The sequence below is a fragment of the Rhodopseudomonas palustris BisB18 genome, from assembly GCF_000013745.1.
GTDB lineage: Bacteria > Pseudomonadota > Alphaproteobacteria > Rhizobiales > Xanthobacteraceae > Rhodopseudomonas_A > Rhodopseudomonas_A palustris_F.
The window spans coordinates 1,851,204-1,869,309 of the sequence record NC_007925.1; the positions used below are offsets into that span (position 1 = coordinate 1,851,204).

The 18,106-nt window shown below is 65.4% G+C and carries 14 protein-coding genes; 13 read left to right on the plus strand and 1 reads right to left on the minus strand.

The window, feature by feature from the left end:
• Nucleotides 1-357 precede the first annotated feature (357 nt).
• The 7 genes from RPC_RS08555 to RPC_RS08585 all read left to right on the plus strand — a co-directional run bounded on the left by RPC_RS08555 (nucleotide 358) and on the right by RPC_RS08585 (nucleotide 10,746).
• Nucleotides 358-771 carry a cache domain-containing protein gene (locus tag RPC_RS08555; RefSeq protein WP_157043308.1) on the plus strand — a complete coding sequence of 138 codons (414 nt, stop codon included), beginning with the start codon at nucleotides 358-360 and terminating at the stop codon, nucleotides 769-771.
• 50 nt (nucleotides 772-821) lie between these two features.
• Nucleotides 822-2,528, plus strand: coding sequence for a methyl-accepting chemotaxis protein (locus RPC_RS08560; protein WP_011472172.1), 1,707 nt, complete (start codon nucleotides 822-824; stop codon nucleotides 2,526-2,528).
• A 225-nt stretch (nucleotides 2,529-2,753) separates the two neighbouring features.
• Complete coding sequence (locus RPC_RS08565; protein WP_011472173.1) at nucleotides 2,754-4,103, plus strand: protoglobin domain-containing protein; 1,350 nt, start codon at nucleotides 2,754-2,756, stop codon at nucleotides 4,101-4,103.
• A 66-nt stretch (nucleotides 4,104-4,169) separates the two neighbouring features.
• On the plus strand, nucleotides 4,170-5,552 hold the full coding sequence (locus RPC_RS08570; RefSeq protein WP_011472174.1) for an ethanolamine ammonia-lyase subunit EutB: 1,383 nt from the start codon (nucleotides 4,170-4,172) through the stop codon (nucleotides 5,550-5,552).
• 251 nt (nucleotides 5,553-5,803) lie between these two features.
• On the plus strand, nucleotides 5,804-7,390 hold the full coding sequence (locus RPC_RS08575) for a B12-binding domain-containing radical SAM protein (RefSeq protein ID WP_011472175.1): 1,587 nt from the start codon (nucleotides 5,804-5,806) through the stop codon (nucleotides 7,388-7,390).
• A gap of 10 nt (nucleotides 7,391-7,400) precedes the next feature.
• A complete protein-coding gene (eutC, locus tag RPC_RS08580; RefSeq protein ID WP_011472176.1) occupies nucleotides 7,401-8,189 on the plus strand; it encodes an ethanolamine ammonia-lyase subunit EutC in 789 nt (262 codons plus the stop codon).
• Between the two features lie 187 nt (nucleotides 8,190-8,376).
• Nucleotides 8,377-10,746 carry an efflux RND transporter permease subunit gene (locus RPC_RS08585; protein ID WP_011472177.1) on the plus strand — a complete coding sequence of 790 codons (2,370 nt, stop codon included), beginning with the start codon at nucleotides 8,377-8,379 and terminating at the stop codon, nucleotides 10,744-10,746.
• A gap of 123 nt (nucleotides 10,747-10,869) precedes the next feature.
• On the opposite strand, the gene RPC_RS08590 is transcribed toward RPC_RS08585, so the two are convergent.
• Nucleotides 10,870-11,370, minus strand: a complete 501-nt coding sequence (locus RPC_RS08590; RefSeq protein ID WP_011472178.1) for a hypothetical protein — start codon at nucleotides 11,368-11,370, stop codon at nucleotides 10,870-10,872.
• 550 nt (nucleotides 11,371-11,920) lie between these two features.
• Here RPC_RS08590 and RPC_RS08595 point away from each other — a divergent pair.
• The 6 genes from RPC_RS08595 (at nucleotide 11,921) to RPC_RS08620 (ending at nucleotide 18,067) form a co-directional block, all read left to right on the plus strand.
• Nucleotides 11,921-12,154 (plus strand): hypothetical protein, encoded by a 234-nt coding sequence (locus RPC_RS08595; protein WP_011472179.1) that lies wholly within the window; start codon nucleotides 11,921-11,923, stop codon nucleotides 12,152-12,154.
• Between the two features lie 193 nt (nucleotides 12,155-12,347).
• Nucleotides 12,348-13,226: a squalene synthase HpnC gene (gene hpnC / locus RPC_RS08600; protein ID WP_011472180.1), complete on the plus strand. Its 879-nt coding sequence runs from the start codon at nucleotides 12,348-12,350 to the stop codon at nucleotides 13,224-13,226.
• Entirely contained in the window at nucleotides 13,223-14,062 is an 840-nt protein-coding gene (gene hpnD, locus RPC_RS08605) for a presqualene diphosphate synthase HpnD (protein ID WP_011472181.1), read from the plus strand. Before hpnC ends, hpnD begins: the two co-directional genes overlap by 4 nt.
• Nucleotides 14,062-15,318 (plus strand): hydroxysqualene dehydroxylase HpnE, encoded by a 1,257-nt coding sequence (hpnE, locus tag RPC_RS08610; protein WP_011472182.1) that lies wholly within the window; start codon nucleotides 14,062-14,064, stop codon nucleotides 15,316-15,318. Before hpnD ends, hpnE begins: the two co-directional genes overlap by 1 nt.
• 56 nt (nucleotides 15,319-15,374) lie before the next feature.
• Entirely contained in the window at nucleotides 15,375-17,339 is a 1,965-nt protein-coding gene (gene shc / locus RPC_RS08615; protein ID WP_011472183.1) for a squalene--hopene cyclase, read from the plus strand.
• Nucleotides 17,336-18,067 carry a phosphorylase gene (locus RPC_RS08620; RefSeq protein ID WP_011472184.1) on the plus strand — a complete coding sequence of 244 codons (732 nt, stop codon included), beginning with the start codon at nucleotides 17,336-17,338 and terminating at the stop codon, nucleotides 18,065-18,067. The genes shc and RPC_RS08620 overlap by 4 nt, the downstream gene beginning before the upstream one ends.
• Nucleotides 18,068-18,106 lie beyond the last annotated feature (39 nt).

Consider the following 18,106-nt stretch of genomic DNA (forward strand, 5'->3'; position numbering starts at 1 on the left):
GCCACCCGTACAAGCGTTCTATTTGTTGCAAGATTCCGGGTTCGCTCGGCCTGCGGCCTCGCGCCCCGGAATGACGTCCTGGTTGGCGTCGGGCGCATCGAACGTTCCGCCCTATTGTCCGTCGCGAGATTCCGGGTTCGCTCACTGCTGGCGCGGTTCGCGCCCCGGAATGACGGCCTCATTGGTAATGTTGCTACCTGGGGTTACTACCTGGCGCGCTTTAACTTATAGTTGGTGTTCTCGTGTCAGGCTCTCCCACCAAGCGCGGCGGTGACGGCCGCCGGCCCCCTGTGTGGATGGAGACCCGATATGAGCGCCAAGACGACCCGCCTGCTGTGTTCCGCTATCATTTCCGCGATGCTGCCGTTCGCAGCTTATGCCGGCGAGGGGGTCGGCAAGGACGACGCCATCGCCATGGTGAAGAACGCGGTGACGTTCATCAAGGAGCAGGGGCCGGACAAGGCCTATCCGGAAATCAGCGACAAGGCCGGCAAATTTGTCAAAGGCGACCTTTACGTCGTGGTCTATCAGCTCGACGGCAAAGTGCTGGCGCATGGCTCCAATCAGAAATTCGTCGGCAAGGACATGATCGACGCCCAGGACGTCGACGGCAAACTGTACGTCAAGGAACGCGTCGAACTCGCCGCCAAGCAGCCGTCGTTCTGGCAGGACTACAAATTCGTCAATCCGGTCAGCAAGAAGGTCGAGCCGAAGCAGATGTATTGCGAGAAGCTGGATAACACCGCGGTCTGCGCCGGGATCTACAAATAGCCACCGGCACCGCGACTGCCGACTGACGCGCCGAACGAGCGAAGGGTGCCATGCTGAAGCTGATCAGGAACCTCGGTTTGCCGTGGAAGGTTCAGCTCGCGCCAGCGTTGCTGATCATCGCGTTGGTCGGTGTCGGCGCCTACACCTTGCAGACGTTGAAGCTCAACCGCGAAAACGCCGACGCGCTGATTTCCGGGCCGGTGCGGCAGTCCGAACTCGCCGGCGAACTCGACTCCACGTTATGGGAAGCGCACGCCAAGCTGTACCGGCTGGCCGCGATGGCGGCCAATGAGACCGACGCAAAGAGGATCGCCGTAGCCGCCAAGGAGGCCACCGTCGCCGCGGCGAAGGTTCCCGCCGCGGTGAAGGAGATTGAAGGCGTGTTCGATCCCGCCGCGGTGAAGCCGCAGCTTCTCACCAAGCTGAAGACCGCGGTGGCCGGCTATCTCAAGCAATCGGCCGGCGCCATCGACATGGCCGACGGAGATCCCGGTTCGGCGATGATGTTCATCAAGGGCGCCGAGCGGTTCTTCGGCGAGATCGATCAATTGACCGACCAATTGACGCTCGCCAGCAACGACAGCCGCGACCTCGAAGTCGCGCGTTCCGGGATGCGGCTCGATCAGCAGCAATCGCTGTTGCTGGTGATCCTGGTCGCGGTGGCGCTCACCGGCGTGCTGCTGTCGTTCCTGATCGGCCGCGACATTTCCCGCCCGGTGGTGGCGATGTCGCGCGCCATGCGCGAATTGGCCTCCGGCAATTTCGCCGTGCAGTTGCCGGGACTCGATCGCCACGACGAGGTCGGCCAGATGGCCCGCGCGGTCGAGGAATTCAAGATTCAGGCTGCCGCCAAGGCCGAGCGCGAGGTCGCCGAGCGCGAAGACAAGAACCGCGAATTGGCCGCCGCCCGCCGTCGCGAATTGCACGAGCTCGCGGAGCGGTTCGAAGCCGCCGTGGGCGAGATCATCGAACATGTCGGCACCGCATCGGGCGAATTGGAGAACTCGGCGATCGTGCTGGCCAACAGCAGTGCCGCGACGCAGCAGCTCAGCAGCGTGGTGACCGCGGCGTCGGAGGAGACTTCGAGCAACGTCCAATCGGTGGCGGACGCCACCGAGCAGATGGCGGCCTCGATCAGCGCGATCGGCAGCCAGGTGCAATTGTCCGGCAAGATCACCGAAGAGGCGGTGCAACAGGCGCAACACACCGACGCGCGGATCGCCAAGCTGGCGTTGGCGGCGGGCCGGATCGGCGACGTCACCGAGATGATCGCCAAGATCGCCGGGCAGACCAATCTGTTGGCGCTCAATGCCACGATCGAATCCGCCCGTGCCGGCGAGGCCGGCCGCGGCTTCGCCGTGGTGGCGCAGGAGGTCAAGGACCTGGCGCAGCAGACCGCGCAGGCCACCGCCGAGATCAGCGCGCAGATCGCCGAAATGCAGGCGGCGACCCAGGAATCGGTGCTGGCGATCAAGGAAATCGGCGGCACCATCGCCCGGGTGTCCGGCATCGCCGCGACCATCGCCATGTCGATCGAGGAGCAGGGGGCTGCGACCAGGGACATCGCCCGGAACGTGCAGCAGGCGGCGATCGGCACCACCCAGGTCGCCAACAATATCGGCGACGTCAGCCGCGGCGCCACCGACATCGGCTCGGCGTCGTCCCAGGTGCTGTCCTCGGCGCAGTTGCTGTCGAGCGAGAACAAGCGGCTGAAGGCCGAGGTCAACAAATTCCTCGCCACGGTCCGGGTCGCGTGATCGATCGGCGCGTAGCGCGTCAGCGCCATTCACCGAAGCGGCCGACGCGTAGTTGTACGCGGCCAATTACTCATAGAAAATTCGCTGTTTGCGATCATTTTATTCAATAACGGTGTTTGTCACTCCCGTTTTTCAAGGCACCCGAACGACGCCAATTGCCACACGAGATCAGCCGATCGATATTGTCCCAGCTCCGGCTCTGCCGGTCCAAGCCGCGAGACTGACATGAGCAACACCAGCACGATTGCCGAGCGCCTCAGATTCAATTCGATCGATCAGGAAACCATCGCCGCCTTGCGGGCGGGGAAGGCCTTCGTGTTGGCCGAGCTGGAGCCGATCCTGGACCGGTTCTATCAGCACATCGCCCGTTTCCCGGAAGTGTCGGCGCATTTCAAAACGCCGGAGCGGATGGTGCATGCCCGCAAGATGCAGATCAAGCATTGGGGCGTGATCCTCGACGGCAAGTTCGACGAGGCCTATGAGGCGTCGGTCACCAAGGTCGGCGAGGTTCACAACAAGCTCGGTCTGGAGCCGCGTTGGTACATCGGCGGTTACAACGCGCTGATATCCGGGTTGATGGAGGCGGTGGCGCTGCGGATGCCGACCGGACGGTTCGACCGCCGCGCGCTGCAAAAGAAGACCGCGTTGCAGCAGGCGATCATCAAGGCGTCGATGCTGGACATGGACTACGCGATCGCGGTCTACATCGAAGCCGGGCGGCGCGACCGCCGCACCATGCTGCAGAAGCTCGCCGGCGAATTCGAAACGTCGATCGGCGGGGTGGTCAACGTCGTGGCGTCCGCCGCGACAGAACTGCAGGCCTCCGCGGAAACCATGTCCGGATCGGCCAAGGCCGCGGCCTCGCGGTCCGAAATAGTGAACAGCGCCTCGAAGGACGCCTCCAGGAGCGTGCAGTCGGTGGCCTCGGCCACCGAACAACTCACCAGCTCGACGCTGGAAATCTCCCGCCAGGTGAACGAATCGGCGCGGATCGCCGGCGGCGCCGCGCGCGACGCCGATCAGACCGCGGCGACCATGAAGCGGCTGTCGGACGGCGCGCAGAAGATCGGCGCGGTGGTCGATTTGATCAACAACATCGCGGCGCAGACCAATCTGCTGGCGCTCAACGCCACCATCGAGGCGGCGCGCGCCGGCGACGCCGGGCGCGGCTTCGCCGTGGTGGCGCAGGAAGTGAAGTCGCTCGCCGAACAGACCGCCAAAGCCACCGCCGAGATCGCCGGCCAGGTCGGCGACATCCAGAGTTCGACCGGCGAATCCGTCGCGGCGATCGAGAACATCACCGGCGTGATCCGCGCGGTGAACGAGATCTCCTCGACGATCGCCGCCGCGGTGGAGCAGCAAAGCGCCGCAACCGCCGAGATCTCGCGCAGCATCCAAGAGGCCGCGCGCGGCACCGGCGAGGTGTCGACCAATATCGCCGGCATCACCGCCTCGGCGGGCGACACCGGCGCCGCGGCCGGCGAGGTGCTGAACGCGGCGTCCGAACTGTCGCGGCAGTCGGAGAAGCTGCGCGGGGAAGTGACCTGCTTCCTGCTCACCGTTCGGGCTGCGTAACGCCGCCTGACGTGGTAGGTTTCCGAGCTGTCGCCGCGCCCAGCGCACGGCAGCATCGGAGCCGCCATGATCTATCGCCACACCATCGATCATCACAGCTTTGTCTTCGCGGATCTGCGCGATCTGCTCGCCAAGGCGACGCCGGCGCGCTCCGGCGACCGTCTCGCCGGGCTCGCGGCCGACAGCGCCGAGCAGATGATCGCCGCAAGAATGGCGCTCGCCGAATTGCCGCTGCGGCAGTTTCTCAACGAGGCGGTGGTGCCCTACGAAACCGACGAGGTGACGCGGCTGATTCTCGATAGCCACGATGCGGCGGCGTTCGCGCCGATCGCAACGCTCACCGTCGGCGGTTTCCGCGATTGGCTGTTGTCGGACGCGGCGACGCCTGCGGTGCTGGCGGGCATCGCGCGCGGCGTGACGCCGGAAATGGCCGCGGCGGTGTCGAAGCTGATGCGCAACCAGGACCTGATTCTGGTCGCGAAAAAATGCGCGGTGGTCACTCGGTTCCGCAATACCATCGGGCTCAACGGCCGGATGAGCGTGCGGCTGCAGCCGAACCATCCGTTCGACGACGAGCGCGCCATCACCGCGTCGGTCGTCGATGGCCTGACGCTGGGATCGGGCGACGCCTGCATCGGCATCAATCCGGCCAGCGACGATCCGGCGGTGCTCGGTCGCCTGGTGCAACTGCTCGACGACATTATCACCCGCTTTCAGATCCCGACGCAGAGCTGCGTGTTGACCCACGTCACCACCACGCTTTCGCTAATCGAGCAGGGCCTGCCGGTCGATCTGGTGTTCCAGTCGATCGCCGGCACCGAAGCCGCCAACCGCAGCTTCGGCGTCGATCTCGCGCTGCTGAAACAGGCGCATCAGGCCGGGCTGTCGCTGGCGCGCGGCAGCGTCGGCAACAATGTGATGTATTTCGAAACCGGGCAGGGCTCGGCGCTGTCCGCCAATGCCCATCACGGCGTCGATCAGCAGACCTGCGAGGCCCGCGCCTACGCGGTGGCGCGCGCCTTCGATCCGCTGCTGGTCAACAGCGTGGTCGGCTTCATCGGTCCGGAGTACCTTGCGGACGGCAAGCAGATCATCCGCGCCGGGCTGGAGGATCATTTCTGCGGCAAGCTGCTCGGCCTGCCGCTCGGCGTCGACATCTGCTACACCAACCACGCCGAGGCCGATCAGGACGACATGGATACCTTGCTGACCTGCCTCGCCGCCGCCGGCGTCACCTTCATCATGGGAATACCGGGCGCCGACGACGTGATGCTGAACTATCAGTCCACCTCGTTTCACGACGCGCTGTATGTTCGCGAGCTGTTCGGCCTGAAGCGCGCGCCGGAATTCGACGACTGGCTGCTGCGCGCCGGGCTGGCCGATGCCGATTTCCGGCTTTCCGAGCGCGAGCTGCTGCTGCCGGAATTCGCCGCGCGGCTGATCGCGTAACCGCCTGCGACGCTTGAACCGGAGCGGCCTTGCGCGAGGCTGACGCCGAGGGCCGCCACAATCTTGAGGAATTTCTGGCCCAGCCTCGACAGCCATGCTTAATTACACGGGCTCAGCGGTTCTCATGCGTGGAACGGTTCGGCTCACTGCGGATTGCCTTGGCGTCAAGCATTTGCCACCTCTCCCCAGAATCGCGCTTGGATGAACCGGGAGTTGCCGCGGGTCGATGAGTCTGTTGCAGGGGGAGTCCGATGAGAGCTGAAGGTGGCCAGACGGCCCGACGCATCCTGTGCGTGTTTCCACGTTACACCTCGTCGTTCGGCACCTTCGAACACGCCTATCCGCTGACCGACGGCGTGCAGGCGTTCATGCCGCCGCAGGGCATCCTGGTGATCGCGGCCTATTTGCCGGAGAATTGGGAGGTCCGCTTCGTCGACGAAAACATCCGCGCCGCCTCGGCCGAGGATTTCGAATGGGCGGAGGCGGTGTTCGTCTCCGGCATGCACATCCAGCGCAACCAGATGAACGACATCTGCCGGCGCGCGCACGCCTTCGATCTCGCGGTGGCGATCGGCGGGCCTTCGGTCAGCGCCTGTCCGGATCATTATCCGAGCTTCGATTATCTGCACATCGGCGAACTCGGCGACGCCACCGACGCGTTGATCGCCCGGCTGGCGCGCGATCCGTCGCGGCCCGAGCAACAGGTGGTGCTGCAGACCGAAGACCGTCTCGACATGACGCTGTTTCCGATTCCGGCCTATGAGCTCGCGGAATGCAGCAAGTATTTTCTCGGCAGCGTGCAATATTCCAGCGGCTGCCCCTATCAATGCGAGTTCTGCGACATTCCGGGGCTCTATGGCCGCAACCCGCGGCTGAAGACGCCGGAGCAGATCGTCACCGAGCTCGACCGCATGCTGGAATGCGGCATCCAGGGCTCGGTGTATTTCGTCGATGACAATTTCATCGGCAACCGCAAGGCCGCGCTCGATCTGTTGCCGCATCTCGTCGAGTGGCAGAAGAAGACCGGGTTCTCGATCCGGCTGGCCTGCGAAGCCACGCTGAACATCGCCAAGCGCCCGGAAATCCTGCAATTGATGCGCGAGGCGTATTTCGTCACGATCTTCTGCGGCATCGAGACCCCGGAGCCGGACGCGCTGCGGGCGATGCACAAGGACCACAATATGACGGTCCCGATCATGGAGGCGATCGAGACGCTGAACGGTTATGGCATCGAGGTGGTCTCGGGAATCATTCTCGGGCTCGACACCGACAAGCCGGACACCGGCAAGAACCTGCTGCACTTCATCGCCGAATCGCAGATTCCGCTGCTGACCATCAACCTCTTGCAGGCGCTGCCGAAGACGCCGTTGTGGGACCGCCTGGAGCGCGAGCATCGGCTGATCGCCGACGACGACCGCGATTCCAACGTGGATTTCCTGCTGCCCTATGACGACGTGGTGGCGACCTGGAAGGACTGCATGGCGGAGGCCTATCAGCCCGACAAGCTGTTGGCGCGCTTCGAATATCAAATCGAGCACACCTACGGCAACCGGCGGCGGTTGCCGGCGACGCGGCAGCGCGCCTCCTTGGCCAACATCAAGCGCGGCCTGATCATGATCCGCAACATCTTCTGGCAGATCGGCGTCAAGGGCGATTATCGCCGGGCGTTCTGGAAATTTGCCTGGCGGCGGATGCGGCGCGGCGAGTTCGAGCATTTTATCAGCGTCATGTTGGTGGCGCATCATCTGATCGTCTACGCCCGACAGGCCTGCATCGGGCAGGCCACGGCCTCGAATTATTCGCTGCGGCTGCGCGAAGCCGCGGTGCCTGCTGAATGAAACGCCCGGCATGAACCCGCGCCCCCCCCTGCTGCAATCGCCGCGCGACCTGCGCCGGCTGACCCCGGCGCGGGTCGGGCTCGGCCGCACCGGCGCCAGCCTGCCGACCCAGGCGTTGCTTGACTTCACGCTGGATCACGCCCGCGCCCGCGACGCGGTGCATTCGACGTTCGACAGCGCGCGGCTGGCCGCGGAGCTTGCGGCGCTGGGGCTTGCGAGTTGCGAAGTGTCGAGCCGCGCCCGCGGCCGCCGCGACTATCTGGTGCGGCCCGATCTCGGCCGGCAGCTCGATCCGGCCTCGCATGACGCGCTGGCGCGCCGCGGCGTCGGCGCGCCCTGCGATCTGGCGCTGATGGTCGGCGACGGGCTGTCGCCGACCGCGGTCAACGCCCGTGCGGTCGACGTGGTGCGCGGCTTGTTGCCGCGGCTGGCCGCGGCCGACCTCACGATCGGCGTAGCGGCGGTGGCGACCGGCGCGCGGGTGGCGCTTGGCGACGAGATCGGCGTGCTGCTCGGCGCGCGGATGGTGCTGGTGCTGATCGGCGAGCGGCCGGGGCTGTCGGCGCCGGCCAGCATGGGCGCCTACCTCACCTTCGCGCCGCGCCCAGGCATCACCGACGCCGAGCGCAACTGCGTCTCCAACATTCATGCCGCCGGAATCAGCAATGACGAAGCGGCGTACAAGATCGGCTGGCTGCTGCGCGAGAGTTTCGCGCGGCAAATCTCCGGCGTCGCGCTGAAGGACGACAGCGCGCTGCAAGCCCGCGATCTCGCTCCGCGACGGGTCGAGCAAACGTGAGCATCCGCAGCGAACCGCCGCAACCGGTCGGCGGGGACGCCGTGCTTGCGAGGCCCGATCCCGACCTGCTAAACCGGGCGTGCCGATTTGTTGCTTGTTTTCAAGGACTAGCAGCGATTCGGCGACGGTCGCATTGATGCCCGGAACAGCTGTTAAAATGACCAACGCCGACAAGACTGGATAGTGCATGCTTGATAAGAACGCGAACGACTCCGACGTGGATGAATTGAAACGACGGTCGGTCAGCATCGCCTTTGGCATCGAGCGGCTGGGACTGATCGCGGTGCGGACCCCGATCCTGTCCTGCATCATCCTCTTGGCGCTGGTGGTCGCCGCGATCTTCGGCATCGAACGGATCAAGATCGACGATTCGCTGAGCCAGCTGTTCCGCTCCAACTCCAAGGAATATCGGCAGTACGAGGAGGTCACCAAGCGCTTTCCGTCGACCGAATTCGACGTCCTCGTGGTGGTCGAAGGCAAGACGCTGCTGGCGCGCGACAATCTGGAGAAGCTCCGCGATCTGGTCACCGACCTGCAATTGGTCGACGGCACCCGCGGGCTGATCTCGCTGTTTTCGGCGCGGCAGGCGCCGGCGCCGGGCAAGCTGCCGGCGGCGCTGTTTCCTAACGAACTGCCGGAAGGCGCCGACTACGACAAATTCATCGAGACGGTGAAAAGCAACGAGATCATCCGTGGCAAGCTGTTGTCGGACGACGGCACGCTGGCGTTGATCGTGCTGTCGCTCGATCCGGACGTGGTCGGCAACAATCGGCTCAGCACCACCGTCGGCGAAATCCGCAAGATCATGAACGACGATCTCGCCGACAGCGGCTTGTCGAAGCAATTGTCCGGCGTGCCGGTGATGCAGCTCGAAATCCGCAACGCGGTGGAGCGCGACGGACTGATCTACAACGTCGCCGGGATTCTGGCCGGCTGCCTGATCGCGATCGTATTCTTCCGCAAGGTATCGTTCATGATCGTGGCGGCGTTTCCGCCGCTGCTGGCGATCCTGCTGGCGCTCGGCGCGCTGGGCTGGGCCGGCTTCAGCCTGAACATGTTCCTCAACGTGATGACGCCGCTGATCATGGTGATCAGCTTCTCGGATTCGATGCAGCTGACCTTTGCCGCGCGCGATCGATTGCTGGCGGGGGAAGACCGTTTCACCGCGTTTCGCAACGCCGTGCTGGTGGTCGGGCCGGCCTGCGTCTTGACCCACGCCACCGCCGGCATCTCTTTCCTGGCGCTGCAATTCTCGGATTCCGATCTGATCCGCGCGTTCGGCGAGGCCGGGCTTGCCGCCACCGTGATCGCGCTGATTGCGGTGCTGTCGCTGGTGCCGGTGTTCGGCGTGCTGCTGGTGCGCAACGAGCAGGTGTTCGCCGCCAAATTCCAGGCCGCCGATGCCGGGGTCAACGCGCTGCGGCGGTTCTGCTACTGGATCGCGGTGCGGATGGTCGGCCGCCCCGGGCTGTTCAGCCTGATCGCGGTAATCGTCGTCGGCGGTTTGGCGGTGATCTACGCCAATCTGGAGCCGCGCTATCGGCTCGCCGATCAGGTGCCGGACAAGCAGCAGGCGGTGGAGGCATCCGGCCGGCTCGACGCCAAATTGACCGGCGCCAATCCGATCGACATTCTGGTGGAATTCCCCAAAGGCCAGACGCTGTACTCGCCGGAGACGCTGCAGACCATCGCCGACGTCCATGCCATGGTGGAAAAGCAGGCCGGCGTCGGCAATGTCTGGTCGCTGGAGACGCTGCGGCGCTGGCTCGCCGAAAAGGCCGGCAGCTCCGATGTCGCGACGTTGCAGGAATACGTCAACGTCATTCCGGAGCATCTGGTGCGCCGGTTCATCTCCGCCGACCAGACCGCGGTGGTGGTGTCGGGGCGGGTGCCGGATCTCGACTCCAGCGAAATCCTGCCGGTGGTGGAGAAGCTCGATAAGTCGCTCGACGCGGTGCGCGAGAAGCATCCCGGCTATGAGGTCGCGGTGACCGGACTGTCGGCGATCGCGGCGCGCAACTCCGCCAACATGATCCAGAAGCTCAACCACGGGCTGACCATCGAATTCGTGCTGGTGGCGGTGTTCATCGGCCTGGCATTCCGTTCTTTCGTGGTGATGTTCGCCTGCATTCTGCCGGGCATCTTCCCGGTGGTGCTGTCCGGGACAGTGTTGTGGGCGCTCGGCGAGGGGCTGCAATTCGCCAGCGTGGTGGCGCTGACGGTGTCGTTCGGATTGGGGCTTTCCGCCACCATCCACTTCCTCAACCGGTTGCGGCTGGAAGACAAACCGGGCGTCGGATCGGCGCTGGCGGTGGAGCGGGCGACGGTGCTGGTCGGCCCGGCCTTGATCCTGACCACGGTGGTCTTGGCCTGCGGCCTGGTGGTGACGGTGTTTTCCGACCTGCCGTCGCTGCGGCTGTTCGGCTGGCTCAGCGCCTTTGCGATGGTTGCGGCGCTGGTCGCGGACCTGTTCATCCTGCGGCCGACCGCGATGTTCCTGATCACGCTGTCACAGCGATTGCGCGGCGCATTCAGCCGCCCGAAGGTGGCCAAGTAGCGAGCGGCGCGATGCTTGCCGTGTAAGCCAAAATAAAAACGCGACCGGAGAGGGCGGAGTTCGCCCAATTCGGTCGCGCTTCTCGTCTGACTGCGGCCGGTTGTCCGGCCCGGCGGCGGTGACTTAGCTGCGCACCATGTTGATGTTGACGCCGCGGATCTCGCCCTTGGAGCTGATCGACACCGACTGCTTGTTGCCGCGCGTGGTCAGCACCAGATTGGCGGCGAAGCCGGCGGCTTCGACGAATACGTCGATGTGACCGCCACCGGCACGGCCCTGCAGATTGCCGTTGAGGTTGCGGCTGGCCTCGCTCCAGGTGCCGGACACCGTGCCACCCTGGCTTACCACATTGGCGCTAAGGTCGAATTTGTAGCTGTCGGAGGCGCAGCGCAGGGTCTGGTTCAGCCCTTGGCCGCCGCCGCCCACCCGATAGGTAGCACGGCAACGAATGCGCTCGTTGGAGCCATCGGACAGCGACACCGTACCAGTGCCCGACCACACGCCGTCAAACCCCGCAAACGGTGCGGACTGCGCTTGGCTCGCCGATGCCGACAGCATGAGCGCCATGGCGACGCCTGCGGCCTTGAGCGCGGGCATGGAGAATCCGGAGCGAAGCAGTCTCATATTTCGTTACCTCTGAAAAAATGCCGTTCCCGCAAGGGTGGTTCACCGCATCCGTCACGTTAGTCGGGTCGAATGTGGTTCGGTTCAAGCCCATATAGGTAGGGTCGCAGCCGGTGCAACGCCAGCTGCGACCCGCGCCGGTCGACTCATTGCTGCGCGCAGTTTCGATCAGAATCATGACGCCGCCGCCGACGCCAAACAGGTCGAGTTCCTGATGGTGCGCAATTCATTCGAATTTGAAAGGCTGATGCGCGGGCGCAGGGGATGGCCGCCAAACTTGTCTGATTTTGACAGCGCCGCAAATTTGGCCGCATTTGCAAGCGCATCTGCTGCGAACCGTCCCCAAGATGGGTTTACCGCAAGGGCAGATCCGCGTAAGCGTCCTCGGCCCAGCGAACACGTCCGACATTGTGGGAACAGCGCTGGCAACAGCGCTTGATCTTTTCAGTGGTTGGACGTGGCTCGTGCGGCCGTCCGCATTTTAGTCTGCACTGCGATCGAATCCACTGATTTTGGAATTGAACTCTCCGCCCCACCGTGAAGGACACCAATGCCGAAAATTATTCTCGCACTGACCTTGCTGCTCGTTGCCATTTCCAGCGCCGATGCCCAGCAACAACGCAGCGGCACCAAACAGGAGCAGGAAGCCTGCTCACGCGACGTCTCGCGCTTCTGCCGGCCGCTGATGGATCAAGGTGACTTCGTCATTCTGGCGTGTCTGAAAGAGAATCGCCCGAAGCTGACCAAGGCGTGCAACCAGGTGTTGCTCAACCACGGCCAGTAAACCGGCGTTTTACCCGGCCGCCGCACCGCGCGGCGGTCCGGGAAGTCCCGGAAAAGGCGACAAGTCTTAGATATCGTTGGTGAAGCCGGCGAATTTCCCTTATATGGCGTCGCGATCCGTCCCGCTCCTGGGCTGTCCCGGGGGAGCGACGACGCGCGACGTCAACCTGTTTTGAGCGAGTTAACCCGTCCCGATGACCTCCGCCAGCGAGCTGCGATCCGGCAAGACCCACAAGGACGAGAACTTTCCGGTGGCGTCCTGGATCATCCATCCGCGGCACCGGGACCTGATCCTGGCGTTCTACAATTTCGTTCGCACCGCGGATGACATCGCCGACCACGCCGAACTCGCCGACCAGGCTAAGCTGAGCTATCTCGATCTCCTGGAATCCGAATTGCTCGGGCAGGGCGACAGCCAGCCGGAAGCGGTGAATCTGCGTCGCGCCTTGGCCGCGCGGGCGATGCCGCCGCGGCACGCGCTCGACGTGCTGATCGCGTTCCGCATGGACGTCACCAAGTCGCGCTATGAGACCTGGGACGAGGTGATCCACTACTGCCGCTATTCGGCCATGCCGGTCGGCCGCTTCATGTTGGACGTTCACGGCGAGAGCACCGCCACCTGGCCGGCCTCCGATGCGCTGTGCGCCGGCTTGCAGATCAACAATCATCTGCAGGACTGCGGCAAAGACTACAAAGCCCTCAATCGGGTTTATCTGCCGCGCGACGCGCTGGCGCAGGCCGGCGCCTCCGCCGAGGAACTGGGACAGCCGCGCGCCTCGGCGGCGTTGCTGCAATGCCTGCACGCGCTGGCGCTGCGCACCGAAGGCCTGCTCAGTGAGGCGAGATCGCTCAGCGCCGAGGTCAAGGATGTCCGGCTCGGGCTCGAGGTGGCGGTGATCCAGGCGTTCGCCGACAAGATCGTCGGATTGCTCGAGGTGCGCGATCCGCTGTGCGAGCGCGTCCACCTCAAGCCGCTCGATCTACTGCTCTGCAGCGCCGGCGGCATTTCCGCGGAGCTCGTCCGCCGCATCATCGGCCGCCGCACGGCGGCAAAACCGGCGCCGCGCGCATGAACCAGCAAGCCACCTCCACGCCGGCGAAGCATCAGGGCGTCGCGCTGAGCAGTTCGTTCTATGCGGCGATGCGCATCCTGCCGCGCGAACAGCGCGAGGCGATGTTTCAGGTCTATAGTTTCTGCCGCTACGTCGACGACATCGCGGATTCCGACGGTCCGCGTCCGCAGCGGCTGGCGGATCTGCAGCAATGGCGCGACGACATCGAGGCGTTGTATCGCGGCGCTCCGCCGCCGCGGCTGCGCGACTACACCGCGTCGCTGCAGCGCTTCGGACTGAAGCAGCAGGATTTCCTCGACATCATCGACGGCATGGAAATGGACGTGCCGGCGGACATTCGCGCCCCCGACGAGGCGACGCTCGATCTGTACTGCGACCGCGTCGCCAGCGCGGTCGGCCGGCTGTCGGTGCGGATCTTCGGGCTGCCGGAGGACGACGGCGTCGCGCTGGCGCATCACCTCGGCCGCGCGCTGCAATTGACCAACATCCTGCGCGACATCGACGAGGACGCCGGGATTGGCCGGCTGTATCTGCCGCGCGAAGGCCTGCTCGCCGTCGGCATCACCAGCACCGAGCCGCAGGCGGTGATCGCCGACCCGGCGCTGTCGCGGGTCTGCGTGCCGCTGGTGGCGCGGGCGCAGACGCATTTCAAGCGCGCCGACGAGGTGATGAACCGCAACCCGCGCCGGCTGGTGCGGGCGCCGCGGATCATGTCGAAGTACTATCACGCCATTCTGCAACTGTTGATCGCGCGCGGATTCGATTTGCCGCGCGCGCCGGTGAAACTCGGCAAGGCCTCGCGGATCGCGATCCTGCTGCAATACGCGATCATCTGATGCCCAACACCGTGCATATCATCGGCGCCGGAATTTCGGGGCTGTCCGCCGCGATCCGTCTTGCCAAGGCCGGCTACCAGGTTCACGTCCACGAGGCGATGCAGCAGGCCGGCGGCCGCTGCCGCTCCTATTTCGACGCAGCGACCGGGCTGACCATCGACAACGGCAATCATCTGCTGCTGTCCGGCAACAGCGCCGCGGTCGGCTATGCGCGATCGATCGGCACCGAGGCCGGCCTGGTCGGGCCCGCGACCGCGCAGTTCCCGTTCGTCGATTTGGCCAACGATCAGCGCTGGACGTTACAGCTCGGCGACGGCCGGCTGCCGCTGTGGGTGCTCGACGACGCGCGCCGGGTGCCCGGCACCACGCTGCGCGACTATCTGGCTTTGATGCCGCTGATCTGGGCGCCGACCAGCCGGCTGGTCGGCGACGCGATCCGCTGCGAGGGCACGCTGTATCGCAACCTGGTGCAGCCGCTGTTGCTCGCCGCCCTCAACGTCGATCCGCCGGAAGGCTCCGCAGGGCTGGCCGGCGCGGTGGTCCGCGAGACGTTGCTGGCGGGTGGCAAGGCCTGCCGGCCGCTGATCGCGCGCGACGGCCTGAGCGCGGTGCTGGTGGAGCCCGCGGTGGAGCTGTTGCGCAGCTCCGGCGCCAGCGTGCAGTTCGGCCATGAACTGCGCAAACTCACCATGGCCGACAACAAGATCAGCGCATTGGATTTCGGCGACGACAGCGTCGCGCTTGGCCCCGACGACGCCGTGGTGCTGGCGGTGCCGCCACGGCCGGCGGCGTCGCTGCTGCCAGGCCTGAAGACGCCGGGCAAATATCGCGCGATCGTCAACGCGCATTTCAACTATGCGCCGCCGCACGGCCAGCCGCCGCTGGTCGGCGTAGTCGGCGGGCTGGTGGAGTGGCTGTTCGCGTTTCCGAACCGGCTTTCGGTCACCATCAGCAACGGCGACCGCCTGGTGGAATTGCCGCGCGAGCAATTGGCGCAGCAGATCTGGCAGGAGATTTGTACGCTGACCGGGATCGTGGCCGACCTGCCGCCGTGGCAGATCGTGCGCGAGCGCCGCGCCACTTTCGAGGCGACGCCGGAGCAGAACGCGCTGCGCCCGGGAGCGATCACGGCTTGGAACAACCTGGTGCTGGCGGGCGACTGGACTGATACCGGGCTGCCGGCGACGATCGAAGGATCGGTGCGGTCCGGAAACCGCGCCGCCGAGCTGGTGCAGGCGATCGGCCGGAGCCGATGAGCTAAGCGGCAGTGCCTTGGCGATGATGAACGAGTAGCGACGGAGCGACGAGCGAGATGGAGTCCGGGAACAACAAGCAGCCCGCGGCGGCAATCGGCGCTCTCGATGCGAGCATCGAGAGCGCGACCAACGCCTTGCTGGGCTATCGGCAGCCCGACGGGCACTGGGTGTTCGAACTTGAGGCCGACTGCACCATTCCTGCGGAATACGTGCTGCTGCGGCATTACCTCGGCGAGCCGGTCGACGCCGCGTTGGAGGCCAAGATCGCCAACTATCTGCGCCGCGTGCAGGGCGCCCATGGCGGCTGGCCGCTGGTGCACGACGGCGGCTTCGACATGAGCGCCAGCGTCAAGGGCTACTTCGCGCTGAAGATGATCGGTGACGACATCGACGCGCCGCACATGGCGAAGGCGCGCGAGGCGATCCGCTCGCGCGGCGGCGCGATCCACAGCAACGTGTTCACCCGCTTCCTGCTGTCGATGTTCGGCATCACCACCTGGCGCAGCGTGCCGGTGCTGCCGGTCGAGATCATGCTGCTGCCGATGTGGTCGCCGTTCCATCTCAACAAGATCTCCTATTGGGCGCGCACCACCATCGTGCCGCTGATGGTGCTGGCGGCCTTGAAGCCGCGCGCGGTCAACCGGCTCGACATCGGACTCGACGAACTGTTCTTGCAGGATCCGAAGTCGATCAAGATGCCGGCCAAGGCGCCGCATCAGAGCTGGGCGCTGTTCAAGCTGTTCGCCGGCATCGATGCGGTGTTGCGCACGATCGAGCCGTTGTTCCCGAAGCGGCTGCGCGATCATGCGATCAAGCTCGCGGTGGATTTCGTCGAGGAGCGGCTGAACGGCGAGGACGGGCTCGGCGCGATCTATCCGCCGATGGCCAACACCGTGATGATGTACAAGGTGCTGGGCTTTCCCGAGGATCATCCGCCGCGCGCGATCACCCGGCGCGGCATCGACAAGCTGTTGGTGATCGGCGAGGACGAAGCCTATTGCCAGCCTTGCGTGTCGCCGGTGTGGGACACCGCGCTGACCTGCCACGCGCTGCTCGAAGTCGGCGGCGAGGCGGCGGTGCCGCCGGCCAAGCGCGGTATGGACTGGCTGCTGCCCAAGCAGGTGCTCGACCTCAAGGGCGACTGGGCGGTGAAGCGGCCGAACCTGCGGCCCGGCGGCTGGGCGTTCCAGTACAACAACGCGCACTATCCAGACCTCGACGACACCGCGGTGGTGGTGATGGCGATGGACCGCTCGCGCCGCGCCACCGGCAGCCGCGAATATGACGAGGCGATCGCCCGGGCCCGGGAGTGGATCGAGGGCATGCAGTCCGACGACGGCGGCTGGGCGGCGTTCGACGTCAACAATCTGGAATATTACCTCAACAACATCCCGTTCTCCGACCACGGCGCGATGCTCGACCCGCCGACCGAGGACGTCACCGCGCGCTGTGTTTCGATGCTGTCACAGCTCGGCGAGACCGCGGCGAGCAGCAAGGCGGTCGCCGACGGCGTCGAATATCTGCGCAGGACTCAGCTGCCGGACGGCTCCTGGTACGGCCGCTGGGGGCTGAATTACATCTACGGCACCTGGTCGGTGCTGTGCGCGCTGAACGCCGCCGGGGTCGATCATCAGGATCCGGTGATTCGCAAGGCGGTGACCTGGCTGGCTTCGGTCCAGAACCCCGACGGCGGTTGGGGCGAGGGTGCCGAGAGCTACCGGCTGAATTACACGCGATACGAGCAGGCGCCGACCACCGCCTCGCAGACCTCATGGGCTTTGCTCGGCCTGATGGCGGCCGGTGAGGTGGATTCCCCCGTAGTTGCCCGCGGCGTGGAGTACCTAAAAAGCACACAGACCGGAAAAGGGCTCTGGGACGAGCAGCGATACACCGCGACGGGCTTTCCGCGGGTGTTTTATTTGCGTTATCATGGCTATGCGAAGTTCTTTCCGCTGTGGGCGCTGGCGCGGTATCGAAACCTGAGGAGCACCAACAGTAAGGTGGTAGGGGTCGGGATGTGATTTTGGGGGCGGGGGACCATGCGTCCGCGGTCAATTCGTTTGATCCGCGGCCGGTGTTGATCGTGACTGGTTTGGTGCAGGAAGCCCGCATCGCGGCGGGTCCGGGATTGACCGTCATCTGCAGCAGTAGCGATCCGAAGCAGCTGCGCGCGTTGCTCGCCGGCTTCGATCCGACGACGATTCGCGGCGTGGTCAGCTTCGGGGTCGCCGGCGGCCTCGACCCGAAACTCAGATCCGGCGACATCGTGGTGGCCACCGAAGTCATGGCGGGCGACCGCCGCTGGCTGACGGCGCTGGAATTCAGCGAGGAACTGCTGGCCGGCATCGGCATCGGCGGCCGACGGGTGGTTCGCGGCGGCCTCGCCGGGGTCGAAAAGGTGGTCGGCGCACGGGCTGCCAAGGCGGCGCTGCATTCCGAAACCGGCGCGGCCGCGGTCGACATGGAAAGCCATATCGCCGCCGCCTATGCGGACAATTCCGGATTGCCGTTCGCGGCGCTGCGCGTGGTCAGCGATCCGGCCAGCCGGGCACTGCCCGCCCTGGTCTCGACCGCGATCAAGTCGAACGGCGATATCGACATCGCCAAAGTGCTGCGCGGCATAGCCCGGCACCCCTCGACCATCAAGGCCCTGGTCTCGACCGGAATCGACTTCAACCGCGCGCTGCGCAGCCTCCGCGGCTGTCGAGGCCTGATGCTTGACGTCGGCGGCCTGGTCGCGGAGCTCTGAGGCGCGCGACGCCGCCGCCTATTGCGGGAGGCGTCCGTG